The sequence below is a fragment of the Parendozoicomonas haliclonae genome, from assembly GCF_900174585.1.
GTDB classification, from domain to species: domain Bacteria; phylum Pseudomonadota; class Gammaproteobacteria; order Pseudomonadales; family Endozoicomonadaceae; genus Sansalvadorimonas; species Sansalvadorimonas haliclonae.
In genome coordinates this window covers 274,860-298,880 of record NZ_FWPT01000005.1, presented here as the reverse complement: position 1 = coordinate 298,880, position 24,021 = coordinate 274,860, and the positions used below count along the sequence as shown (strand labels likewise).

At 51.2% G+C, this 24,021-nt stretch carries 25 protein-coding genes; 16 read left to right on the top strand and 9 right to left on the bottom strand.

The genetic code is table 11. The features are described from left to right. The first annotated feature begins 20 nt into the window (after positions 1-20). Positions 21-533, top strand: coding sequence for a hypothetical protein (locus EHSB41UT_RS12665; RefSeq protein WP_087110358.1), 513 nt, complete (start codon positions 21-23; stop codon positions 531-533). 59 nt (positions 534-592) lie between these two features. Here the strand turns inward: EHSB41UT_RS12665 and speB are convergent, their stop codons facing one another. Next, positions 593-1,567, bottom strand: a complete 975-nt coding sequence (speB, locus tag EHSB41UT_RS12660; protein ID WP_242667301.1) for an agmatinase — start codon at positions 1,565-1,567, stop codon at positions 593-595. A 285-nt stretch (positions 1,568-1,852) separates the two neighbouring features. Here speB and EHSB41UT_RS12655 point away from each other — a divergent pair, with 285 nt between their 5' ends. The 4 genes from EHSB41UT_RS12655 to EHSB41UT_RS12640 all read left to right on the top strand — a co-directional run bounded on the left by EHSB41UT_RS12655 (position 1,853) and on the right by EHSB41UT_RS12640 (position 5,346). Further along, the gene (locus tag EHSB41UT_RS12655) at positions 1,853-3,319 is read left to right on the top strand and encodes a DEAD/DEAH box helicase (protein WP_087110354.1); all 1,467 of its coding nucleotides are present in this window, start codon (positions 1,853-1,855) and stop codon (positions 3,317-3,319) included. Positions 3,320-3,476: 157 nt separating this feature from the next. After that, the gene (locus tag EHSB41UT_RS12650; protein ID WP_207626632.1) at positions 3,477-3,944 is read left to right on the top strand and encodes an RDD family protein; all 468 of its coding nucleotides are present in this window, start codon (positions 3,477-3,479) and stop codon (positions 3,942-3,944) included. Positions 3,945-4,085: 141 nt separating this feature from the next. Beyond that, positions 4,086-4,439 (top strand): VOC family protein, encoded by a 354-nt coding sequence (locus EHSB41UT_RS12645; protein ID WP_087110352.1) that lies wholly within the window; start codon positions 4,086-4,088, stop codon positions 4,437-4,439. 214 nt (positions 4,440-4,653) lie between these two features. Beyond that, complete coding sequence (locus EHSB41UT_RS12640) at positions 4,654-5,346, top strand: HAD family hydrolase (RefSeq protein ID WP_087110350.1); 693 nt, start codon at positions 4,654-4,656, stop codon at positions 5,344-5,346. Positions 5,347-5,424: 78 nt separating this feature from the next. Here EHSB41UT_RS12640 and astB read toward each other — a convergent pair whose 3' ends face one another. The 6 genes from astB to EHSB41UT_RS12610 form a co-directional block, all read right to left on the bottom strand. Next, a complete protein-coding gene (gene astB / locus EHSB41UT_RS12635) occupies positions 5,425-6,759 on the bottom strand; it encodes an N-succinylarginine dihydrolase (protein ID WP_087110348.1) in 1,335 nt (444 codons plus the stop codon). A 74-nt stretch (positions 6,760-6,833) separates the two neighbouring features. After that, positions 6,834-8,300 (bottom strand): succinylglutamate-semialdehyde dehydrogenase, encoded by a 1,467-nt coding sequence (astD, locus tag EHSB41UT_RS12630; protein ID WP_087110346.1) that lies wholly within the window; start codon positions 8,298-8,300, stop codon positions 6,834-6,836. Further along, complete coding sequence (gene astA / locus EHSB41UT_RS12625; protein WP_087110344.1) at positions 8,297-9,349, bottom strand: arginine N-succinyltransferase; 1,053 nt, start codon at positions 9,347-9,349, stop codon at positions 8,297-8,299. The genes astD and astA overlap by 4 nt, the downstream gene beginning before the upstream one ends. 101 nt (positions 9,350-9,450) lie before the next feature. Continuing rightward, positions 9,451-10,668 carry a hydrolase gene (locus EHSB41UT_RS12620; protein WP_087110342.1) on the bottom strand — a complete coding sequence of 406 codons (1,218 nt, stop codon included), beginning with the start codon at positions 10,666-10,668 and terminating at the stop codon, positions 9,451-9,453. A 24-nt stretch (positions 10,669-10,692) separates the two neighbouring features. Next, the gene (locus tag EHSB41UT_RS12615; RefSeq protein ID WP_087110340.1) at positions 10,693-11,913 is read right to left on the bottom strand and encodes an aspartate aminotransferase family protein; all 1,221 of its coding nucleotides are present in this window, start codon (positions 11,911-11,913) and stop codon (positions 10,693-10,695) included. Positions 11,914-12,424: 511 nt separating this feature from the next. Then, positions 12,425-14,401 (bottom strand): TonB-dependent receptor domain-containing protein, encoded by a 1,977-nt coding sequence (locus EHSB41UT_RS12610; protein WP_087110338.1) that lies wholly within the window; start codon positions 14,399-14,401, stop codon positions 12,425-12,427. 267 nt (positions 14,402-14,668) lie between these two features. Between EHSB41UT_RS12610 and EHSB41UT_RS12605 the strand changes: the two genes are divergently transcribed. From EHSB41UT_RS12605 to EHSB41UT_RS12590, 4 genes are all read left to right on the top strand, one after another. Then, on the top strand, positions 14,669-15,589 hold the full coding sequence (locus EHSB41UT_RS12605) for a siderophore ABC transporter substrate-binding protein (protein WP_087110612.1): 921 nt from the start codon (positions 14,669-14,671) through the stop codon (positions 15,587-15,589). Between the two features lie 106 nt (positions 15,590-15,695). Further along, positions 15,696-16,655: an ABC transporter permease gene (locus EHSB41UT_RS12600; RefSeq protein ID WP_087110336.1), complete on the top strand. Its 960-nt coding sequence runs from the start codon at positions 15,696-15,698 to the stop codon at positions 16,653-16,655. Then, the gene (locus tag EHSB41UT_RS12595) at positions 16,648-17,613 is read left to right on the top strand and encodes an iron chelate uptake ABC transporter family permease subunit (protein WP_087110334.1); all 966 of its coding nucleotides are present in this window, start codon (positions 16,648-16,650) and stop codon (positions 17,611-17,613) included. The genes EHSB41UT_RS12600 and EHSB41UT_RS12595 overlap by 8 nt, the downstream gene beginning before the upstream one ends. 10 nt (positions 17,614-17,623) lie before the next feature. Continuing rightward, positions 17,624-18,385: an iron ABC transporter ATP-binding protein gene (locus tag EHSB41UT_RS12590; protein ID WP_087110332.1), complete on the top strand. Its 762-nt coding sequence runs from the start codon at positions 17,624-17,626 to the stop codon at positions 18,383-18,385. A gap of 160 nt (positions 18,386-18,545) precedes the next feature. Here the strand turns inward: EHSB41UT_RS12590 and EHSB41UT_RS12585 are convergent, their stop codons facing one another. Continuing rightward, complete coding sequence (locus tag EHSB41UT_RS12585) at positions 18,546-18,752, bottom strand: cold-shock protein (RefSeq protein WP_165767252.1); 207 nt, start codon at positions 18,750-18,752, stop codon at positions 18,546-18,548. Between the two features lie 424 nt (positions 18,753-19,176). Between EHSB41UT_RS12585 and EHSB41UT_RS12580 the strand changes: the two genes are divergently transcribed. The 6 genes from EHSB41UT_RS12580 (at position 19,177) to EHSB41UT_RS12555 (ending at position 22,706) form a co-directional block, all read left to right on the top strand. Continuing rightward, entirely contained in the window at positions 19,177-20,124 is a 948-nt protein-coding gene (locus EHSB41UT_RS12580; protein WP_087110330.1) for an ADP-ribosylglycohydrolase family protein, read from the top strand. Between the two features lie 113 nt (positions 20,125-20,237). Then, complete coding sequence (locus EHSB41UT_RS12575) at positions 20,238-20,777, top strand: GNAT family N-acetyltransferase (RefSeq protein WP_087110328.1); 540 nt, start codon at positions 20,238-20,240, stop codon at positions 20,775-20,777. 53 nt (positions 20,778-20,830) lie between these two features. Then, on the top strand, positions 20,831-21,385 hold the full coding sequence (locus tag EHSB41UT_RS12570; RefSeq protein ID WP_087110326.1) for a GNAT family N-acetyltransferase: 555 nt from the start codon (positions 20,831-20,833) through the stop codon (positions 21,383-21,385). Continuing rightward, a complete protein-coding gene (locus EHSB41UT_RS12565; RefSeq protein ID WP_087110608.1) occupies positions 21,382-21,738 on the top strand; it encodes an inorganic diphosphatase in 357 nt (118 codons plus the stop codon). Before EHSB41UT_RS12570 ends, EHSB41UT_RS12565 begins: the two co-directional genes overlap by 4 nt. 60 nt (positions 21,739-21,798) lie before the next feature. Further along, on the top strand, positions 21,799-22,257 hold the full coding sequence (locus EHSB41UT_RS12560) for an HIT family protein (protein WP_087110324.1): 459 nt from the start codon (positions 21,799-21,801) through the stop codon (positions 22,255-22,257). Then, positions 22,254-22,706, top strand: coding sequence for a GNAT family N-acetyltransferase (locus EHSB41UT_RS12555; protein WP_087110322.1), 453 nt, complete (start codon positions 22,254-22,256; stop codon positions 22,704-22,706). The genes EHSB41UT_RS12560 and EHSB41UT_RS12555 overlap by 4 nt, the downstream gene beginning before the upstream one ends. On the opposite strand, the gene EHSB41UT_RS12550 is transcribed toward EHSB41UT_RS12555, so the two are convergent. Then, positions 22,682-23,182 carry a winged helix-turn-helix transcriptional regulator gene (locus EHSB41UT_RS12550; RefSeq protein ID WP_165767251.1) on the bottom strand — a complete coding sequence of 167 codons (501 nt, stop codon included), beginning with the start codon at positions 23,180-23,182 and terminating at the stop codon, positions 22,682-22,684. The genes EHSB41UT_RS12555 and EHSB41UT_RS12550 overlap by 25 nt on opposite strands. Positions 23,183-23,282: 100 nt before the next feature. On the opposite strand from EHSB41UT_RS12550, the gene EHSB41UT_RS12545 reads away from it, so the two are divergent. Then, a complete protein-coding gene (locus EHSB41UT_RS12545; RefSeq protein ID WP_087110320.1) occupies positions 23,283-24,008 on the top strand; it encodes an SDR family oxidoreductase in 726 nt (241 codons plus the stop codon). Positions 24,009-24,021 lie beyond the last annotated feature (13 nt).

Sequence of the window (24,021 nt, the reverse complement as noted above, 5' to 3'; positions counted from 1 at the left end):
GACTGCACTCACTCACCGCTATGTATTCCAGCGAACAAGAAAAAGTCGAACTCGAACATGAGGCTGCCAAACTGTTTATGCGCTGGTATGAACAGCAGACTGGCCAGAAAATACGTCATATCTGGCATAACCAGCCGCGCAAGCCTGATGTCTCCTGCCTGCTCAATGATGAACGGCTCGATATCGAAATCGCCCATATCTATGGTTCCGAATTGGAAGCGATGAAACTGTTAGGCCGTCATCTGGATGAAAAGACCCGGTATGAATTGCGATTACTGGAGCATGTCACCGATCCCCATCAGCGTCTGGTCAGTGCCCTGAATCGAATTCTTAATAATAAAGCGGGTAAGACCTACACATCGAACCGCGTGTGGCTGGTTCTGCGCAATGTAAATCCGGGCTGGAGCCGTGATGATATCGCTGGATTACAGGGCGAGATTACCGTTCCTGCCCGGCACCCGTTTGAACAGATATGGATTGTGGGAGATAAGGACGGTAAAACCGGGATTGTGCAGCTTTATCCAGCACTATGACTCAGAGTTAAAGCTCGATCTCAAAAAGGCATGAGATCGAGCCGTTCTAATGAGAGCTATCAGCTCATTCGGTTATTCGCCTGCAGATACAACATCTCCAGTGCCAGAGTCGCCCCTGCCAGAGACGTGATATCCGCATGGTCATAGGCTGGAGCGACTTCTGCCACATCCATGCCAACAATATTCAAACCCTTCAGACCGCGAATCAACTTCATGGCCCGATCCGTTGTTAAACCACCACAAACCGGTGTTCCCGTTCCAGGCGCATAGGCCGGGTCAAGGCAATCGATATCAAAAGTCAGATAAGCCTGAGTCTCACCAACCACATCCCGGATCTTCTGGCTGATTTCAGCCACCGGCATATCATTGGCCTCAGCTGCATCGATCACATGATACGGATGCTCCGCCCGATCCAGCCAGGTGCGAATGCCGATCTGAATAGATTTCTCGGGAATCAGCAAACCTTCTTCCAAAGCGGTATGGAACATGGTGCCGTGGTCGTAAAAACCACCTTGCTCGTCGATATCGGTATGAGCATCGAAGTGAATCAGCGCCATAGGCCCAAACTTACGGGCATGGGCACGCAGCAGAGGCAGGGTAATATAGTGATCACCGCCCAGGGTTAACATGGTCTTATCAGCTTCAAGTACCTTGTCAGCGTGACTTTCCAGGGCTTCCACAAAGTGAACGCAGTCACCGGGAGTAAACTCGACATCACCCCAGTCAATCACACCCAGCTTTTCAAAAACATTGAAGTTGTAAGGCCAGCGCTCCTCTTCCCAACTCAGGTTGTAAGTGGCAGCACGGATACCCTGTGGCCCAAAGCGGGCACCGGAACGGCCGGTGGTGGCCAGATCATAAGGCACGCCGGACACAACAATATCAACATCCGGGTTGGACAGGTCCCGGTAATACGGCCGCCCCATAAAACTCTGCATACCGGAGTAAAGTGAGGGAGATGCCCAGTCCGGGCCGGGGAGTCGAATGGATGAGTCGTTGCTCAGGTCAGTATTATTATTGGTTTTCGGATTCAAGGGATTGCTCTCAATTAACAGGCCATAAGTTAAATGGTACAGAGGCAATCTCACCGGTCTGCTCTGTACTGTAGGGGTTAGCCCTGCAGACCCGATGGACATCAGATTTATTGTCGTGATGTTTGCGACCCGCTTATGCTATCACGCTCTATCCTCAGCCCTCCACCCGAACAACACGTGATAAGACGCAGCTCAGCGCCATATCTATCACTATCCCCCCTGTCCGGTTTGCTGTAGCCTTGCGCGCTTAATTTTATTGTTGTTCCCCTCAACACAGGTCAGTCTATGAGTTTTATGTCCCTGGGCTTATCCCTTCCTATTCTCAAGGCGGTTGAAGAGAAAGGCTACACGACGCCTTCTCCGATCCAGGCCCAGGCCATACCGGCAGTTCTTGATGGTAAAGACGTGATGGCTGCGGCGCAGACCGGCACCGGCAAGACCGCCAGCTTCACCCTGCCCCTGCTGGAAAGGCTCACCAAAGGTCCACGCCCGAAAAACAATCAGGCTCGTGCCTTGGTACTGACTCCAACCCGTGAGCTGGCCGCTCAGGTTGCGGATAGTGTTGAGGCGTACGGCAAGAACCTGCAGCTCTCTTCGACTGTGGTATTTGGTGGCGTAAAAATTAATCCGCAGATGATGCGCCTGCGCCGTGGCGTGGATATTCTTGTCGCAACCCCAGGTCGTCTACTGGATCTCTATCAGCAGAACGCTATCCGCTTTGAACAGCTGGAAGTGCTGGTTCTGGACGAAGCCGACCGCATGCTGGATATGGGCTTTATCAACGATATCCGCAAGATCCTGCGTCTGCTGCCTCAAAAGCGCCAGAACCTGATGTTCTCCGCCACCTTCTCGGAAGAGATCCGCAGTCTGGCCAAGACAATCGTAAATAATCCGGTCGAAATCTCAGTGACACCACCGAATGCCACGGCCCGCAGCGTCGAACAGTGGATTCACCCGGTCGATAAAAAGCAGAAGCCTGCCCTGTTGTTGAAACTGATCACCAGCAACCGTTGGGAACAGGTCCTTGTTTTCAGCAAAACCAAGCATGGTGCCAACAAACTGGTCCGTTATCTGGACAGCTACGGTGTGAAGGCAGCGGCCATTCACGGCAATAAGAGTCAGGGTGCGCGTACCAAGGCTCTGGCTGATTTTAAATCCGGTGAAATTAATGTGCTGGTCGCAACGGATATTGCGGCCCGTGGTCTGGATATCAGCCAACTGCCGCAGGTTGTGAACTTTGACCTGCCGCAGGTTGCGGAAGATTATGTCCACCGCATCGGTCGTACTGGCCGCGCTGGGGCCACAGGTACCGCAATATCTCTGGTTTGCGCTGAAGAGTTCAAGCTGCTGAGTGATATTGAACGTCTGACCCAGCAATTGCTGGATCGCAAGATGTATCCGGGCTATGAACCACGGGAATCTGTACCGGAATCCCGTCTGCAGCGCCCTCTTAAACCGAAAAAGCCTAAGAAACCAAAGCAGCCGCGGGATAATACGGAAGAGTTTTCGACCCGTCCGCAAAATACCGAACGTTCCCGTAAGCCAAGCTTTAAAAATGGAAAGTCTAATAATGGCAACGGAGCCAATGGCAACGCTCCACGCCGTGGAAAGACTGCGGGCAACAAAACCGGTGACAAACCTCGGAGTGGCCAGCCTCAAAACCGTGGTAACTCGTCTGAAAAGCCTGCCGCACGTCCGGCACAGAGAAAACGTCGCCCTTCACGCGCACCACGCCCTGCACAAACCGCCTGATCACAGATAATGTGACTTTGGGTTGCCAGTCCTATTGATTGGCAACCCACCTCTCACCTGTCTCCTTTCTGATTCTTGAGTTAACTCCCAGCACTGGATACGCTTAACTCAAACAATAACTTAAAAACTACTCGAAGAATCAGGACAGGGAAAACTTATGGATGATATGACCAGTTCAAATGCTGAGCCTCCTCAAGCAAAGACTGTGGAGTTCGCGGGTTTTTGGATTCGTCTGGCAGCAACGCTGATCGATACCGTTATTATCCTGGTTATCACTCTACCCCTGATGTACGTCATTTATGGTGATGCCTACTTTGAACAGGGTTTGCTTTATTACGGCTATGCTGACCTGCTGATTTCTTATCTGTTCCCCATTATTGCCACCGTTGTGCTTTGGATGAGACTTTCGGCCACACCGGGAAAAATGGTCTTTCATCTCAAGGTTGTCGATGAGCGTAGCTATAACAAACCCGGTCTGGGGCAGTCTTTGGTACGTTATCTCGGGTATTTTATCTCTGCCATTCCTATGGGCATTGGCTTTTTACGGGTTGGCTGGCATAAGAAGAAGCAAGGGCTGCACGATACTCTGGCCAGAACACTCGTGATAAAAGATCAACAGGACTGAACTTAATCGTTAACTCCCTTACAAAATGCCCAGTTCAGACAATCAACGCTTTATAACCGTGCAAGTCTCGCACTAAGATAGCCGCAAAGGCTTTGCTAGCCAGCAGAGCCATATCGAACAATAAGACTTGCAGGTATCTTCATGCCCTCCCACGAAAAGATCGATTATATTGAGTGGCCGTCTACTGATCTGGCGGCCACCAAACAGTTCTTTACTGATGTTTTTCAATGGCAGTTTATGGATTACGGCCCGGAATATACTGCGTTCGATAGTCAGGGCATGACCGGTGGATTTTATCAATCGACCCACCCTTCCCTAACCGCCCATGGCAGCGCCTTGGTAATTTTCTATAGTGACGATCTGGAACAGACGCTGCGTAAGATCACTGATAACTCCGGTAAGATCATTAAACCTATCTTCAGCTTTCCCGGTGGTCGCCGGTTCCACTTTATCGAACCGGGTGGTAATGAACTTGCTGTCTGGTCTGATCACTAACGCATTTTAAACACCCCTTTCTCTCTTTAGCTGGGAGCCTGCGGGTTCCCTAGCTGATTACAAATGTGCAGAAGAACTCGATAGTGATGTGAGCAAAATAAAATTATAAACATATGATTGTATAAATATTTACACTATCAAGATCTGTATGGCACGATTGCCAGACAACTGCCTTCTAGCCCACTAAAAACAATAACAAGAGATTGAATTTACGATGATCAAAGCCATTATTTTTGATCTGGACAATACCCTCACCCACCGAAACAAGAGTATTGAGCAGTATGCCGAAGCCTTTGTTGAAGACTTTCAAGCACAGCTGACATCAATCTCAAAGGAAGAGATTGCAGCCTTGATCAAGGGAATAGACAACAATGGCTATGGCAACCCGACGAATACCCATTCCAGCCAGAAGATGTCCATTGCTTATGCCCTGTCTCAACTGCCGCAATGGCAAACACCAGTCAGTTTCTATGTGCTTCTCAACCACTGGATGCACAACTTCCCTCTTCACTCAGTAGCCATACCCGAAGCCAAAGAGTTGCTGACCCTACTCAAACACCAGGGCTACAGATTGGGTGTGATCTCCAATGGAGCGGCCTTCAGTCGCCTGGCTACTCTCAATGCTCTGGGATTTCTTCAAGACTTTGAGGTGGTTATCAGTTCTGATGAATTCGGAACCAAGAAGCCAGATGCTTCCATATTTATTCATACTGCCCAACAAATGGGTCTGGCACCGGAAGACTGCTGTTATATCGGCGATCATTACACCAATGATTATCTGGGGGCGACACGCAGTGGTATGACGGCCTACTGGCTGGAAGGTTTCATTCCCCTCCCCTCTGGCGTTAGCAAGCCTGATAATACGCTAACGAACCTCGATGACCTTAAGCAGATTTTCTTAACGTAAGTCTGATAAAAAGCCGGACGCACTCATACACAGTAACGTGTGAAGCGACGTCCGGCTTTCCGGTTGAACGACTGTTCCTTACCGTTGGAACGGATAGACTGAACCAAGATTCAGTATTTGGGTCAACTCATCCAGTGCCGTACGAGATTCCATCAGCAGCTGCGGATCAGCCAGATCATCAACCAACAGGCGATCACGGTAGTGTTTCTCAACCCACCCATTGAGTGTGGTGAACAGCGAATCAGACATCAGCACAGAAGAATTCGTCGCTTCGCGTTCCGCATCATTTAATACCACCCGCAGGCGCAGGCAGGCCGGACCACCGCCATTCTGCATGCTCTGGCGCAGATCAAACACCTGCAGACGATCAATGCCCCTGCCCTGCTCAACCAGCTCGCTCAGATAATCCCATACTGCCGGATTGTTCTGACACTCTTCCGGAATCACCAACAGGGTTTCACCGTTGGGTAATGACAGCAGCTGACTGTTAAACAGATACGACTTCACGGCATCCTGCACACTGACCCGGTTCGTCGGCACTTCAATCACCGAAAAGGCGCCGCCCATGGCTGCAGTCAGCTCATCTTTCACCGCATGCTGATTCAGGAATGCCTGCTCATGGCAGAACATCAGCTCTCGGTTGCCCACCGCGATGACATCGTTATGAAACACACCCTGATCTATCACATCCGGATTCTGCTGGGCGTAGACAACCCGCTCTTGAGTCAGAAGATGCTTGCGGGCAATGGCTTCAGAAGCTTCCAGAGTCTGGCGGGCAGGATACTTGACCGGAGCCGGTTTATCCCCCCGGAAGGCCGCACGACCATAAACAAAGAACTGTACGCCCGCGTCACCATATTCCTGGCAAAAACGCGTGTGGTTGGCAGCACCTTCATCGCCAAAGTATTCACTTTCCGGTAAAGCCTGATGATGAGCAAAACGTGTTTCATCAGGGAACATGGCTGCCAGAATGCGTCCAGTCGTATTATGTTCGATGGAGCGGTGGAATTTATTGATCAGGTTGGCCGGAGTGAAATGAACACGGCCATCGGCGCTGTCCGCACTGGGAGACACCGTTGCTGCATTCGCCGTCCACATGCTGGAAGCGGAGCTACAGGAAGCCAGCATTCCGGGTGAATACTTCCCCGCTGCTGTCAGTACATCACTGTCTGATCCGGTAAAGCCCAGACGACGCAGGGTATGAATATCCGGGCGCTCCTGCGGTGCAAACACGCCTTGAGTCATGCCCATATCATGCAGGGCTTTCATTTTGGCCAGCCCCTGCAATGCGGCCATCTTCGGATTTGAGGCCTGGGCACGGTTACTGCCGGAGGCCACATTACCAAACGACAGGCCACTGTAATTATGGGTAGGGCCAACCAGCCCATCAAAATTCGCTTCGATAGCCTTCATCAAATCTTTCCATCAGGTCGGAGGGGTTCGACGCCGCCCTGCCACTCAGCAGCGCCGAAACCCTCCAGAACAGGTTACAGGTCGAGTCCTGGCAGCAGTTTCTCCGGCATGGCCAGTTCAGTGGCTTCGATACCTGCCATCGGATAGGAGCAGTAGTCTGCCGCATAGAAGGCACTGGCACGGTGGTTGCCGCTGGCACCTATACCACCGAACGGTGCAGCACTGCTGGCGCCGGTCAACTGCTTATTCCAGTTGACGATACCGGCACGGATCTCTTCGATAAACTGCTGATACTGCTCGGTGCTGTCACTCAACAGACCGGCTGACAGTCCGTAACGGGTGTTATTGGCCAGAGCAATCGCCTGATCGAAGTCCTGGTAACGAACAACCTGCAGTAACGGGCCAAAGTACTCTTCGTCCGGCAGCTCACTGATGGCGCTGACCTCAATCAGACCCGGTGAAACAAAACCGGTCTGCTCATCGAGATGTTTCATCTCAACCAGGCTCTTGCCACCCAATTCCTGCAGCCGCTGTTGGGCTGCAATCATGCCCTTCGCGGCCTGAACAGAGATCATGCTGCCCATAAACGGCTGATCTTCGCCATCATCCAGCCCCACCTTGATACGACGGGTGGCTTCTGCCAGCTGACTGATAAACTGATCACCGGTTTCACCGACAGGCACATACAGACGACGGGCGCAGGTGCAACGCTGGCCAGCCGTAATGTAGGCTGACTGGATGGTTTCATGGACTGCAGCCCGCAGATCTGACACCTCACCCACAACCAGCGGGTTATTACCACCCATCTCCAGCGCAAGAATCTTGCCCGGATGGCCGGCAAACTGTTGATGCAGGATATGACCAGTCGCTGAGCTGCCGGTAAAGAACAGACCATCAAGGCCTGGATGACGGGACAGAGCAATACCGGTGTCCTTCTCACCCTGAACCAGATTGAGCACACCTGCAGGCAGGCCAACACGTTCCCAGCAACCAACCACAATCTCGGAGACCATCGGTGTCAGCTCGCTTGGCTTCAGCACCACGGTATTACCGGCGATCAGGGCCGGTACGATATGGCCATTGGGGAGATGACCCGGGAAGTTATAAGGACCAAAAACCGCAACCACACCATGAGGACGGTGACGCAGAACCGCTTTCGCACCCGGCATATCCGACTCTTTGGTGCCGGTACGTTCCTGATAGGCCTTGATGGAGATTTCGATCTTGCCGATCATGGCGCCCGCTTCGGTCGCCGCTTCCCAACGTGGCTTGCCGGTTTCCCGGGCGATGGTGTCACCAATCAGCTCACGGGCTTTGCCCAGTTCTTCACCAAAACGACGGCAGATCGCTATACGCTCTTCAACGCCCAGACGCGCCCAGGCAGGAAATGCCTTGCGAGCCGCTTCAACGGCGGAATTAACCTGCTCTTCGCTGGCACTGTTACCCTGCCAGACAACTTCATTGCGGGCTGGATCCAGGGAGACAAAAGCATCACCAGTTCCCGCCAGCCACTGGTTCTCTATAAACAGTTGACCGTTCATTCTTCTTCCCCCTGACTCTTGTTCTTGGTGCGCTTATCGGAAAACAGCGGTACAGCCCGCAGCAGCTGGCCCTGATGCACTTCCAGCGCGTCAGCCAGTTCCTGACCAATCACGATGGTGTCGCCTTTCACGGCAACCGCAGCCGAAGCCGTGCAGATAAAGTTCTCGAGATCCATATTACTGAGCATCCAGATCTCGTCGCCTTCGGTGACATTATCAATGGCGATCTTGCCAACCTGACTTTCACGTACCGCACGGATATGATCCACACGGGCTTCCATCACCGGACCGGCATCAAAAATATCGACATAGTTGTTGAAGCGCAGGCCTTCGCTTTCCAGCAAACGGCGGGCCGGAGTGGTATCAGGATGGGTCATACCGATCACTTCTACCGCTGATTCCGGCAGCAGATTGGTATAGATCGGGTACTTCGGCATCAGCTGGGCGATAAACACCTTATTAAAGGCCGAGAGGCTGTCAGCATGATCAAAGTCCAGATCAAAGAAGTGGCTGCCTACGGCATCCCAGAAAGGTGACTTGCCATCGCTGTCGGAATAGCCACGCATTTCCGCGATCAGACTCGGGCTAAAACGCTCGGTGTAATCAGCAACCAGCAGGAACCGGCACTTGGACAACAGATGTCCGTTGATACCACCGCGGTAATCGGGATCAAGAAACAGAGAGCACAGCTCACTGTAGCCGGTCATATCGTGGGTCACGCTCAGTACCTGCACCTGCCGGCGAACATTCAGTTCTGGCGAAGCATGGACAAGTGTACCCAGACGGTAATTATAAAAAGGTTCTTCGAGGCCAATCCCGGTAGCAATGGCGGAGGTACCAATCACCTTACCGGTGGCCATATCTTCCATGATGAATAGGTAATAGGCTTCCTCAGGAGCCATGCCGGAAAACGCTTCGGCACTGTCGTCAATCAGAGACTGTATATAGTCATCATCATCCTGAAGGGAGGTCATGCCAGGACCGGTTTTACCGGCTAACGCACGAATGGTCGCCTTATCGGCCTGCCTGGCCGTTCTTATTCTAATCATGATGTTATCTCGCTAAGTTCACAATCAGGTAAAGACTGCGGCAGTCGTGTACAACCATGGATCCCGGATAAGGATCAACGACTGTACCCGACTGCTGACGGTTAAACCGGTGGGTTCACCGCCATCTTCATCAGCATCAAAGCACTCAGCCTTGCCCGCTCCACCAGGCTGGCCACTTTCATATACTCATCACTACTGTGGATAGCACCGCCCTGCACACCCAGGGTATCGATGTTCGGAACCCCGGCAGCTGCAAGGTTGTTGCCATCACAGCAACCACCCGTCGCTTGCCAGGTCAGCTCCATACCCAGTTCATGGCCACACTCGCGGGCAAGTTCATAAAGGGCACGGTTACTTTCGGTCATCACCTTTGGCGGACGGGTAAAGCCGCCATGCAGCGCCAGGGAGATGCCATCTTTCTGGTTAATGCCGGCAACAATGTTATCCAGCTTTTCCAAACACCAACCCTGATCATCAGGGGACTGAATACGGATATTGAAATGCGCGGTCGCCAGATCCGGTACCACATTTACCGCGCCCTGACAGAGAGAAACACCGGGATTAAAAGTGACACCTTCACGCTGACCATTGAGGTCATCAACCGCAACGATAAATTCACTGAGTGCCCGCAGAGCATTACGGCCAAGATGATGTTCACGGCCGGCATGGGCAGCCACACCACGAGCTACCACACTGAAGTTACCACTGCCCTTGCGCTCACCGGCAAAGTTACCGTCAGGCATGCAGGGCTCGTAGATCATGCCGATATCAGCACGCTTGGCGGCTTCATCGATCAGGGCAGCAGACGATGGTGAACCAATCTCTTCATCGGGATTGAACAGAATTTCCCAGCCGATGCTTTCTGCGTAAGGGCTGCGCTCCAGACATTCGATAGCCTTGAGCATCACCAGCAGGCCGCCTTTCAGATCGGCAACGCCTGGACCATTAATGGTTTCCTCATCCAGCCAGCGTACCGACTGGAAGCTGTGATCGATGGCAAACACCGTATCCATATGGCCGCAGAAAAATACCTGCAGCGGAGCTTCCGGACGCTTGCTGATGCGCAGTGCATCACCCAGCGGATAGCTGATCAGTTCACCCTGCTCATTCATCTTGCGGAAAGGTTCAACCGGTACCACTTCCATGGTACCGCCCAGCGCTTCACTATACGTCTGCAGCAGTTTACGAACCCGGTTCACCCCCTCAGCATTAAGGGTTCCCGAGTTTACTTCCGACAGTTCTATAGTACGCGCCAGCATCTGCTCATGCTGGCTGTCGATCCACGACAGCCAGGGAGCGAAACGGTTATCTGTTGTCATTATTCTACTTCCGTGACGGAGGCTTTATTCGGCTTCGCTGATCAAGGCTTCCAGGGTCTGTTCCAGACGATCCATACCCAGGTTGATTTCCTCTTCCGTGATGACCAGCGATGGCGTCATCCGCAACACGTTAGGACCGGCAATCAGCAGCATCACACCGAATTCACGGGCTTTGGCGATAATTGCGCCGCCTTTGCCACGCCATGGCTCTTCCAGCTCGGCACCAATCAGCAGACCGGCGCTGCGGATATCACGGAATACATTGAAACGCTTGTTGATGTCTTCGAGACGCTGAACAAACAGGCTCTCTTTGCTCTTAACACCCGCCATTACCTCAGGAGTGGCGACGGTATCAAGCACAGCATTGGCTACAGCGGAAGCCAGAGGATTACCACCATAGGTGGTACCGTGGGTACCAATACCCAGGCTGCCGGCAATCTCTTTGCGGGTCAGCATGGCGCCAATTGGGAAGCCGCCGCCAAGGGATTTGGCTGTGGTCAGAATATCCGGGGTAACACCCATATCCATATAGGCATACAGGCTGCCGGTACGGCCTACACCCGTCTGCACTTCATCAAAAATCAGCAGAGCATTATGCTGATCACACAGCTCGCGGACCGCTTTAACAAAAGCAGGATCGGCAGGAATGACACCGCCCTCGCCCTGTACCGGTTCCATAACCACGGCACAGGTCTTATCGGAGATGGCTTCTTTCAGGGCTTCAATATCGTTGAACGGCACGTGACTAATGCCTTCCGGTACCGGCGCGAAACCTTCACGGTACTTTTTCTGACCACCTACAGATACGGTAAACAGCGTACGACCATGGAAGGACTGCTGGAAGGAGATCACTTCGTTCTTCTCTTCATCGACAGTATCGAAAGCATACTTACGGGCCAGCTTGAATGCGGCTTCGTTGGCTTCCGCACCGGAGTTACAGAAGAATACGCGGTCAGCAAAGGTCAGATTGGTCAGCTTCAGGCCCAGCTCCAGAACCGGCTCATTGGTGTACACATTGCTGAGGTGCCAGATCTTGGACGCCTGCTCAGTGAGCGCGCCAACCAGCTTCGGGTGATTATGGCCCAGGACGTTTACCGCAATACCACCGGCAAAATCGATATACTCGCGACCTTCCTGATCCCAAACGCGGGAGCCTTCACCACGGACCGGAACACAGGCGGCCGGGTTGTAGTTGGGAACCATAACTTGATCAAATACGGCGCGGTTCAGGGGCGTGTCAGTCATACTGTTATCCTTGTAATTCTCAATATTCAGATCACAGGCATTCCTTCTCTCGGCTGAGGGAATGCATATTATTTGCTGCTTCGGTCTAAGGGCCACTACACCTTAAATCTGGCCCGTTTATTGTTATGAAGAGATGAAAAGGGTCGTCAAAGACTGTCTGGACATAAAGATAATACACCCAGTTGTTATTGTTGTGCAGCCCATGACCGTGTTCTTTACCAATCCGCACTGCAGCATTCCCTTAAATGACTGCAGAAACAATGTATCACTTATTTATACGACAACATTTCTTTACAGAAGTGCCGCCTCAGTTCGCGTCATTTTTACCATTGATACCTACACACATCAACCCTGCTAATGATTATTAAGCAATCCTAATAATGCGATAGAGATGTGTTATTGGCGGATCGGATAAGGGACAGGAAAGGACAGTGAAGAGCGTTAATGCGCAATGACTAGCGATTCAGAATAACCAATCCCCACTACAGAGAGTGGGGATTGGTTGAATGGATTAGAAGTTGTAGCTCAGGCCCATATAGACAGTACGTGGGTCTTCGCTGTAGCCCAGCTTGGAGGCATCTTCTGGCAGACTTTCATTGCCCAGATTGGTTACACCGGCACGAATTCTAGTGTTTTCAAACATCTGGTACGTCATACCGACATCCAACAAAGAATAACCAGCCAGCTCAACATCAGAGCTCAGTTTCTGCTGACCGGTATAGGTATTTTGTACGAAGGTGTTCAGCTTATCAGTAGCCTGCCAGCTCAGCTTAACCGATGCTGTTTGACGAGGACGGTCATAGAGACGTTCGCCAGTGGTTTCATCATGAGCATCGGTATAGGTCGCATCACCACTCAAGGCAATATCATCGGTCAGCGCCACACGGCCACCGATCTCAATACCCTGAACGCGGGCTTCCTTGATATTTTCATAGGTATAAACAGCACCTACCGGAATTTCTTCCAGTGGAACGTCCGGTACAGTACGTTCAATCAGGTTCTCAATATCGTTACGGAAAACAGCAACTTCCGCTTCCCAGGTATCCTGACGATAGTTGGCTGCCAGCTCATAACTGGTGCTGGTTTCCGGCTGCAGATCAGGATTACCCTTGATCTTGCAGTTACCTTTACAGCTGGAAAGGATGTAATCCTCATTCAGCTGCAGCAGTGAAGGTGCTTTGAATGCAGTGCCCACCCCACCTTTAATGGTGAGATTGTCGGTCATATTGTGCACCAGATAGGCCCGAGGGCTAATTTCTGTACCGAAGTTTTCGTGATTATCAGCACGGGCACCGTACGTCAGTGTCCAGTCATCAGCCAGACTCCATTCGTCCTGCGCATAAAGAGCCTTTTGAGTCACCTCAGCACCACCAACATTAGCCAGATCACGCTTGTTATCGAGTTCTGACTTACGCACTTCACCACCCACTGTCAGACGGTGTTCGCTCAGTTCGGTGGAGAAAGAACCATCGATGGTATTGGTGGTCTCGGTCACAGAGTCGGTACGATGCTTTTCAAAATCACGCTCGGCAATCTCGACCTCTTCACGGTAGTAGCGAAGCTGTGATTCACCGATTTCCCACTCCGCAGTATGCGTCAGGGCAACATTGTGACGGGTCACATCCTGCCTGGTTGGCTGACCGCCCTTGGTGGTTCTGTTAACACCTTCACGATTGTCATCGCTGTAGTTCACATCCAGATCAAGGGAATGTACATCGTCGATAAACCAATTCAGAGTACCAGACAGGCTGAGAGTATCGCGCTCTTCCAGAGCGGTCGGTGTCAGCATGGTGGTTTTATCAATGGTGCTTGGCATTTTTGCCCAAGGTGTGCGGCTTTCACGCTGACTCTGATTAACAGACAGGTTCAGATACAATTCATCATCGATCACTGCACCACCGGTGTTCAGGCCCAACATACTCTCTTCACCACCGTTGCCATCAAACGGGGAAGAGCCATCCATATTGAAGGTGCTGTGCCATTCGTTAGCTGGCAGCCTGGTAATGATGTTGACTACACCACCCAAAGCTTCAGAGCCGTACAGGGCAGACATAGGACCACGGATAATTTCAATGCGCTCAATGCTGTCTTTCGGCAGTGTGGAAAGATCAAAGTCATTGCCGCGTACAACGGCATTGGAAGAGTTCATCTTGCGACCGTTCACCATAATCAGGGTATAGCTACTGTCCATACCACGAATACTGATGGTTTCCCGGCCAGAACGACCACTCTGCTTACGACTTTCAACACCTGCCGCCTGCTCTACCAGATCATTCAATGCCAGCCCCGGCTGCTCCTGAATCTGTTCAGCAGTGATAATGGCTATGGATGCCGGCGCATCCGCCACACTGTTTTCAGTACGAGTGGCTGTCACAACCACCTTATCAAAGACCAGTGGGCTGTTCTGATTAACGGTCTCCGCGTTAGCGCTCATTGCTGCCGAGATTGCCGCAAACAGCAGGCAGAGCTTTCCATTAAATCGCTGCATTGAAATAAATCCGAGAGTAAACAAAAAGGCGAATGCAATTTATTCTCATTAGCCCATGCATTCAATAGTCATTCCCTAGACTTTTCCATCAATATCAATGGGTTAAACCATTATCAGAACAACAGTTGACCCAGATCAAAGAAGCGGCATCCACCGATTCAATCGCGGTAAAACGTTATTCAAACGCGAATTGTTTTCAATAAGAATCGTGTTCCATTAATGCTGACAGGTCTTCAGCATCCGGTTCACAGAAGTTTGGAAGGACACATGGCATCCGTATTGGGAAAGTTTAAGCAAAGCCTTACCGCACTGGCGGCCTGTCTGGCCATCAGCACCCAGGTTCAGGCTCTGACCGTTGAGCACGGAAAAGGCACGATGGAATTTGATGCGGTGCCACAGCGGGTTGTGGTTCTGGGCATGAGCAGCCTTGATGTCCTTGATCGTCTGGGTATCCAGCCGGTTGGTGCCGTGCACGACCTGTTCCCTCCTTACCTGCAGGAATACGGTGCCAGCACTACCAATGTCGGCTCCCTTAAAGAACCGGATTATGAAACCATCTACACCCTGAAGCCGGATGTCATCATTGCCGAACCGCGGATGATCAAGCTATACGACGACCTGAACCGTATTGCGCCAACCATTATGTTCCATTCTCAGGATGCCAACTTCTGGGAAGGTACGCAGAAAAACTGGGATATGCTGGGCAAGCTGTTTAACAAGGAAGCCGAAACCGCTGAAATTATTGCCGATATCAAAGCCGATATCACCGCGATCAACCAGACAGTCACCAGCCAGAAACTCAACACCCTGATGGTGATGAGCAATGGCAGCAAGCTGGCCATGTATGATCGCAACAGTCGCTTCTCTTTACTGTTTGATGAACTCGGCTTTATCAATGCCTCAGAAACCGTACGCAGCAAGCCGACCGGTGCCCACGGCAACCTGATCTCCTTTGAATATATTGCTGAAGCCAACCCTTCCGTTATGTTTGTGCTGGATCGTGATCAGGCCATCGGCAAAGAGATGGGTCTGGCACAAAAGCAGTTTAACAACCCACTCGTGACTGAAACCCGTGCGGTTAAAGAAGGTCGGATGATCTATGTTGATCCGAATGCTTGGTACATCAGCAACGGCGGCATGACCGGTGTTGAGCTGGTGATTGATGATGTCGAGAAAGCGTTGAAATAACAGGCCTTAAAGATTTTGGAGGCGGGTATTATTGCCCGCCTTTGTGTTTCTTTCACCGTACAAGCCCGCCCTATGAAATCATGCCCATCTAAGCCGAGTCAGCGCCATGGCACTCCCTAAAGTCATTCTTTCCACCCTGTTGCTGGCAGCACTTGCGCTGGCCTCACTTATGATTGGTGCTGCCCAATTCAGCCTGTCCGAACTGCTTCAGGGGGATGCTCAGGCCTGGTCGATTACGGTTATCAGCCGTATTCCCCGCTTGTTTGCCGTGGTACTGGCCGGTGGCGGGCTCAGCGTGGCCGGCCTGATCATGCAGCAGATCACCCAGAACCGCTTTGCCTCCCCTTCCACCGTTGGCACTATCGACTGCGCCATGCTTGGCTATATCGTCGGTCTGGCTCTATTTAGTGATGCGTCCCAATGGTCACTGCTCGGCGTGATCTTTGCTTTTGCCGTGGGCGGCACACTGATCTTTGTGAAATTTCTGCAGCGGCTGAAGTTCAAGAATGCAGTACTGGTGCCTTTGATCGGCATGATGTACGGGAATGTGGTTTCCGCTCTCACCACGTTTATGGCCTATCGCTTTGACCTGATTCAATCCATGTCGTCCTGGACCACGGCCAACTTTGCCAGTGTGCTGCAGGGCAGCTACGAGGTACTTTATCTGGCTGTACCGGTCTGTGTACTGGCTTATCTCTATGCCAGCCAGTTCAGCGCCGCCAGCATTGGTGAAAGCTTTGCCAAAAATATTGGTCTGAACTTTGAGAAGATTGTTTTTATTGGTGTGGCACTGGTTGCCGTAAGCACCGCCTCCGTGGTGATGATTGTCGGCGTGATTCCGTTCCTTGGCCTGATTATTCCCAATATTGTTTCCCTGTTTATGGGTGACAACATGAGACGCATTCTGCCCTGGACAGCCTACTGGGGCGTTGTTCTGGTACTGGTCTGCGACATTATTGGCCGTCTGGTTATCTTCCCTTATGAAATGCCTATCTCCCTGATCATCAGCATTATCGGTGGCGGTGTATTTATCTACCTGGTGCTGAGGGATAAAGCCAATGTTTGATGTTATGAAGAAGGATTCTGCCAAGATCGCCCTGCTTGGTTTTGGCTGCATTGCGATTATCGCCTGGTTTATTGGCCAGGGGCTGACAGCGGATAATTATCAGTTCTTCCTGTCCCTGCGGCTGCCAAAAGTGTTGGCGATTGTGCTGGCGGCAGTTGCTATCTCCGCCTCCTCCCTGGTATTCCAGACCCTGACCAACAACAGGATTCTTACACCGTCCATCCTTGGTTTTGACAACCTGTATGTGATGATTCAGGTCTTGCTGGTTGTCACTCTCGGCAGCACGAGTGCTCTGGTTACCACACCGATGACCAACTTCCTGCTGTCCATACTGGTGATGATTGCCTTCTCCCTCGGTCTGTTTGCCCTCTACTTCAAGAAACTGGGCAGCAATGTCTTTACCCTGATTCTGATCGGTATCATCTGCAGCAGCCTGTTCAGCAGTGTTACCGGCTTCCTGACCATGGTGATTGATCCAAACGAGTTTACTGCGGTGCAGGATGCCATGTTCGCCAGCTTCAACAATATCAATGCCGAGCTGGTGTACTGGAGCGTAATCCCTCTGGCCCTGTGTCTGGGCGCGTTTATTTATTACGCACCTCAACTGGATGTGCTGTGGCTGGGTAACGATAACGCCATCAACCTTGGGCTTGATCCGCAGGCCATTACCCGCCGGATTATGGTATTAATCACCATAATGATCTCCATCTCCACCGCCCTGGTTGGACCAGTGTTGTTCTTCGGTCTGATCACCGTGAGCCTGACTCGCGAGCTGTTCAAGAGCTACCACCACACCACCCTGATACTGGCCAGCTGTCTGCTGTCAGTCTTTCTGCTGGTCTTTGGCCAGTGGTTCGTCGAGAAGGTACTGTCGTTCTCCACCACCATCAGCGTCATTATCAATCTGACCGGTGGCTGCTATTTCCTCTATCTGCTGATGCGTAACCGGATTCAATAAGGGCCGTACTGTGATCAAACTGACCGGATTAAGTAAGAAGTACGGCAAAACCTTTGTCGTGAGAGATGCCAACGCCCTGTTCCCTCTGGGCGAAGTGACCTCGGTGATTGGCCCTAACGGAGCCGGCAAAAGCACCCTGCTCTCAATGGCCAGCCGCCTGACCAACAGCGATGCCGGTGAGGTGCTGATTGGTGACAAGCTGCTGGCGGAATGGGATACCAAAGAACTGGCGAGACACCTTGCGGTACTGCGTCAGTCCAACAGCATAAATATGCGCTTCACCGTGCGCGAACTGGTCTCTTTTGGCCGCTTCCCCCACTCTCAGGGACGCCTGACCGACCAGGATCATGAGATTGTGGATCAGGCGCTGAAGCATCTGGATATTGAAGCGATTCAGGATCGTTATCTTGACCAGCTTAGTGGTGGACAGCGACAGATGGCGTTTATCGCTATGGTTGTTGCCCAGGACACCGATTATGTCTTTCTCGATGAGCCGCTGAACAACCTGGATATCAAACATTCCGTTGAGATTATGCAGACCCTGCGTCACCTGGCCCATAAGCTCAACAAGGCCGTGGTGATCGTTATTCACGATATCAACTTTGCGTCCTGCTATTCCGACCATATCGTCGCGATGAAGAAAGGGGAAGTGATTAAGGCGGGTACAGTGAATGAGGTGATCTGCAAAGAGGTGATGGAATCCATTTATGAGATTCCGTTCCAGATTTGTGAGATTGATGGCCAGAAGGTCTGCTTGTACTACAACGCCTGAACACCAAACACCGACAACCCCAGTAGCTCTCACCCAATGGCAGATACTTACAACTGTCATTGGGCATTCAAGCTCAGCCCCCCTCCCCCGAATTTGAGGCATAAAAAAAGGCAGTACCCGAAGGTACTGCCTTTATATCGAAACTTTAAACGCGAGGCGCTTAGATTACTTCGATTTCTTCAGCCTGAGGACCTTTCTGGCCCTGAGCAACTACGAAACGTACCTGCTGACCTTCCTGCAGAGTGCGGAAGCCGTCACCCTTGATCTGACGGAAGTGAGCAAACACGTCTGGACCGTTGTCCTGAGCGATGAAACCAAAACCTTTTTCTTCGTTAAACCACTTAACGGTACCGGTAGAAGTAGACATTATGTCACCCTGATCTTTCAAATAAATAATTGTGCCCTGTTTCCAGAGCGGTTGAGCAAAAAGAGACGGATTATCTATCAAGAACAGGACGAACCTCTACGGCCGACACTCTCAATTTTTGCATAAACCCAAGCACACTTTTTAGCGCCCCAACTATATATCATCTTCAAGACTCCGTCGATGAAGATTTTCATAATCCTTTCATTACAATCAAAGGTCCCCAACGAGTTCTAGCACAATTCCACAAAATCACTCGAAATAATCCATGGGAGTCCATCATCCGGCGGATCAGAATGATCCAACTTTATGGTATATTTCACGCCCCTGCCCCACGCAGATATCGCTTCTAAATAGAAGAAGCCGAGGACACAAACCGTCAGAGCAATGCTACATATCTGCGTTGTTGGCCAAGAAGAATAAATCTATGGAGAGACGCTACGTTTTGGAAAGCCGAGCCATCGGAGCATTAACCGGACTGGCCTGCGGTGATGCCGTAGGAACAACCCTTGAGTTTCAGAATCGCAACACCCTCACCCCGATAACCGATATGGTCGGGGGCGGGCCTTTTTATCTCAATCCAGGGGAGTGGACGGATGACACCTCCATGGCTCTGTGCCTGGGATACAGTCTGCTTGATAATGCCGGTTACAATGCAGATGACCAGATGAAGAGATATGTCGACTGGTATCTGAATGGCACGCTAAGCAGCAATGGTGAGTGCTTTGATATCGGCCATACCGTCAAGTCAGCCCTTCAGCACTATATCGAAACCGGCGATCCCATTTCCGGCCCAACCGGGCTGGACACATCTGGCAATGGGTCGATTATGAGATTGGCGCCCATCCCTCTGTTTTTCTCACAAGATCTTGACCTCTGCCTTCATTATGCGGGTGAAAGCTCTCGGACAACCCATGGCTCTCCTCTTTGCCTGAGCGCCTGCCGACTTCTCGCGCTGTTGATATCGCGGGCTCTTGTGGCCACCAGCAAACAGGATATTTTTATCAATCTGGGTACTACCCTGCCAACATCAGACCGCCACGACGAACTCATTCCGATTCTCGACGGTTCCTTTGTGGATCTTGAATATCACCAGCTCACCGGAAGTGGCTATGTAATTGAGAGCCTCATCAGCGCAGTCTGGTGCTTCTACCATGGTCGTAATTTTCGGGAAGCCATACTCCTGGCAGCCAATCTCGGGGATGATGCCGACACAACAGCTGCTGTATGCGGGCAACTGGCGGGTGCGTTCTACGGACTTGAAGGTATTCCCTCAGAATGGACGCAGCGTTTAGTTATGACCGACAAAATTCAGCGACTGGCCCGCGATCTTTATCATCTGGGCAAAGTCACCTACCCAGGGAATGAATGTTAATGCTCAAAGCCCCGCTCTCTCTAACAATCCTACCTTTGACCGACACTATGACTTTGCCGGTTATAAAGAGGGATAATTGACTTCTATCAAAGGCCTTGAAAGAACGGATACTTGTGAGCAACGATTATATTCTATGTAGTGAGCGTCTGGGGTTCCGCCACTGGCAGACAACAGACCTTCCTCTTGCCATGGCACTGTGGGGTGATTATCAGGTCACCCGTTATTTTGACAGCCGAGGTGCACTTTCCGAAGAACAGGTAAAAGAGCGCTTGCTCAAAGAGATCACAACACAGGAGACCCACGACATACAGTATTGGCCGTGTTTTGACCTCGAAACTGGTGATTTTATCGGCTGCGCAGGCCTGAGACCTTACAAATCAGAAATGGATATTCTGGAAATCGGTTTTCACATTCGCTCTGAACACTGGCGTAAAGGCTATGCTCGTGAAGCCGCTTTGGCGGTGATTGACTATGCCTTTAACCAGTTAAAGGTTAAGGCGCTGTTTGCCGGACATAACCCTAACAATAGCGGCTCTCAAATCCTTCTGGGTAAATTGGGCTTTCTCTACACTCATGATGAGTTTTATCAACCAACAGGGCTCGAACACCCTTCCTATTTACTGAAAGCAGATCACGAACAGCATGTTAATTAGTCTGTGTCTCTGAAATCCTTTACATTGGCCTATTAATAACCACTCATCCTGTTATGCCCATACAGATTGAAACCGAGCGTCTGCTACTCAGGCAGTGGAAAGAAAGCGACAGAGAACCATTCCATAGAATGTGCCGCGACCCACAGGTTATGGAATATTTCCCTGCTCTGCTATCACGATCCGAAAGTGATGAGCGCATTGATCGCTGCAAGGCTTTAATAGACGAAAAAGGCTGGGGATTCTGGGCACTGGAATACAAGCAAACAGGTGAGTTTATTGGCTTTACCGGCCTGAACACACCACAGGATGATCTCCCCTTCTCTCCCTGCGTGGAAATTGGCTGGCGTTTATCGCCTGCATTTTGGGGCAAGGGGCTGGCAATCGAAGCTGCACAAGCGGCCCTGACCTTCGGCTTTGAGCAATTACAACTGGAAGAAATTGTCTCCTTTGCGGTCAAGGACAATCTTAAATCCACAGCGGTAATGGAGCGGCTGGGCATGATTCGAGAGCCAAACACCTTTGAGCATCCGGCACTGGCTGAGGGTCATCCATTGAGGGAACATTGCCTTTATCGCCTCACGCGAATTCAATGGTCGAGTATAAAATGAAAAACTCAATACCCAACTACCAGCATTTTCTTGGACAACAGTTAACTGTCAAGGTAGATCGTCCGCTGGGGAGCAGACACCCTGAATACCATTATCAATACCCGGTAAACTATGGGTTCATCCCCAACACGCAAGCTGAAGACCGTGAGGAAATAGATGCTTATATCCTTGGAGTCAATGAACCTATATCCGAATTTACGGGGCAATGTATTGCTATTATTTTCCGCCACGATGATTGCGAGAATAAGCTCATTATTGCACCGGAAAAGTCATCCTTCTCAGATGAGGACATCTCAATAGCCGTTCACTTTCAGGAGCAGTATTTTCAAACTGAAGTTGTTCGAGGCTCTTAGACTGTTAATCAGTCGAATCACCAATAAAATCTAACAATAACGCCTTAACACTAGAAATTTATGCACTCCCACACTCCCGATCACTATGCCTGCCCGTTTTGCCGGATCCTGAACAGCAAAGAGGAACATGAGGCCGAGGTGATTTACCAAAATCGCTATGCCTATGTTTGTCTCCCGCTGGAACACCGCCCCACTGCAGGACCTCCGGTAATGGTGATCCCCAAAATCCATACCGAAAGCATTTATACTATCGATGAACAGCATCTCTCTGAGGTCATACTATTAGCAAAACGTGTAGCTATGGTTATGAAAAAACTATGGCAGCTCGATGGAATAACACTTTTGCAAAATAATGAACCGGCCGGCGGGCAGGATGTCTGGCACTTTCACCTTCACGTCAAAGGACGTCGCTCAAACGATAATTTTTATAACACAGCGTGGGTCAGAATACCTGCCGAACAACGGGCACAGTGGATTGAGCAATTACGATCTGCAATGCACACGACATACCCACTATGATCACAGAGCTGAATATCTCGGATGAGACTCTAGCGCGAGAAACCCTGAGAGTCTCACTGGCCGCCTATACCGTGGAAGCCGATTTGATCGGCTACTCGCAAATCCCGCCGCTACGGGAAACCCTAAAGGATCTTATGGCAGGCACAGGGCGGTTCTATGGCAGCTATAGAGACAACAAGCTGGTAGCCGTTATCGAAATCAATGAAGAAAACTCTGAGAAATGGATCAGCCGTCTGGTCGTTGATCCCGGATACTTTCACCAGGGTATTGCCACTCAACTCATCCGTTATTGTCAGCAACGCTATTCATCGCTTTGGGTCGGCACGGCTGAACAGAATCATCCCGCTATCAGCCTTTACCAAAAACAGGGCTTTCGATACGCGGCCATAAAAACCGTAGGTACACCACCGATAAACTGGGTCAGTTATTCCTGGAGAGCAGCGTCCTGATTTTCAGGATGAGGCCAGCCATGATCCCGAACCTCCCCCACCGTCACATGGCGCAGACGTTCTACAGGGACGTTCTCCCCCAGATTGTTCTGCAGAGCGACTGGAGCCAATGGTTCACCGGTTGCCCGATCAATGGTCCAGGAAGCCAATCCTTTAGTGGGCGTGTAGTGACGATCGCCCCACTGATTTAAAGCCACCATCACCGTCAGCAGCTCCTGACCTTTCTCCGTTAACAGGTATTCGGGGTATTTACTGCCCTGCCGATCTGCGACCTTCCCGACAATGCCCGCACCCACCAACTGCTTCAGACGGTTGGAGAGAATATTCCGGGCAATACCAAGATCATCCTGCAACACCGCAAACCGGGACTGCCCATGAAACAGGTTGCGGATAATCAACCAGGACCAGCCATCACCAATCGCTTCCAGTGCGCGGGCAAACGTACAGCTAAAGGTTGAAGGTGTCTTCCGTTTCACAATGATCCTTGGAATAGCTTGAACAAAAAGTAGTTGCATTTTAAAACAAGCTTGCACAGGATAAAACTGGTTTTCATTTGAAACCAGATGCGGAGACTCCATGAATAACAAGACCGCCCTGATTATTGGTGCCGGTGATGCCATTGGCAGCGCCATCGCCCGCAAGTTTGCCGGCCGGGGTTACACCATTTGTGCCGCTCGTCGAAATGGCGACAAGCTCACCCCACTGGTTGAAGAGATTGAGGCCACTGGAGGCAATGCCTATGCATTTACCTGTGATGCCCGAAAAGAAGACCAGATTGAAAACCTGTTTGCCGAGATAGAAAGCAATATTGGTGAACTGGATGTTGTGGTCTTCAATGTCGGTGCCAATGTTCCCATGGGCATTCTGCAAACCGACAGTCGCAAGTTTTTCAAAATCTGGGAAATGGCCTGCTTTGCCGGCTTTCTGTCCGGGCGGGAAGCGGCCCGTTATATGACCAAACGTAATCGCGGCACCATACTCTTTACCGGCGCAACCGCCAGCGTGCGAGGCTCAGCAGGCTTTGCCGCCTTTGCCAGTGCCAAACATGGTCTGCGCGCTCTCGCCCAGAGTATGGCCCGAGAACTGGGCCCGAAGAATATCCATGTCGGACATATTGTGATTGATGCCGCAGTGGATACCGCCTGGATTCAACAAATGCTGCCTGACTATAAGCAGCGCAAAGACAATGACGGTGTCGTTAACCCTGACGATCTGGCCGAGCTCTATGTGCAGATGCATGAGCAACCCCGCAGTGCCTGGACCTTTGAACTGGATGTCCGCCCCTGGACAGAGAAGTGGTAGAGGAGACAAGAAA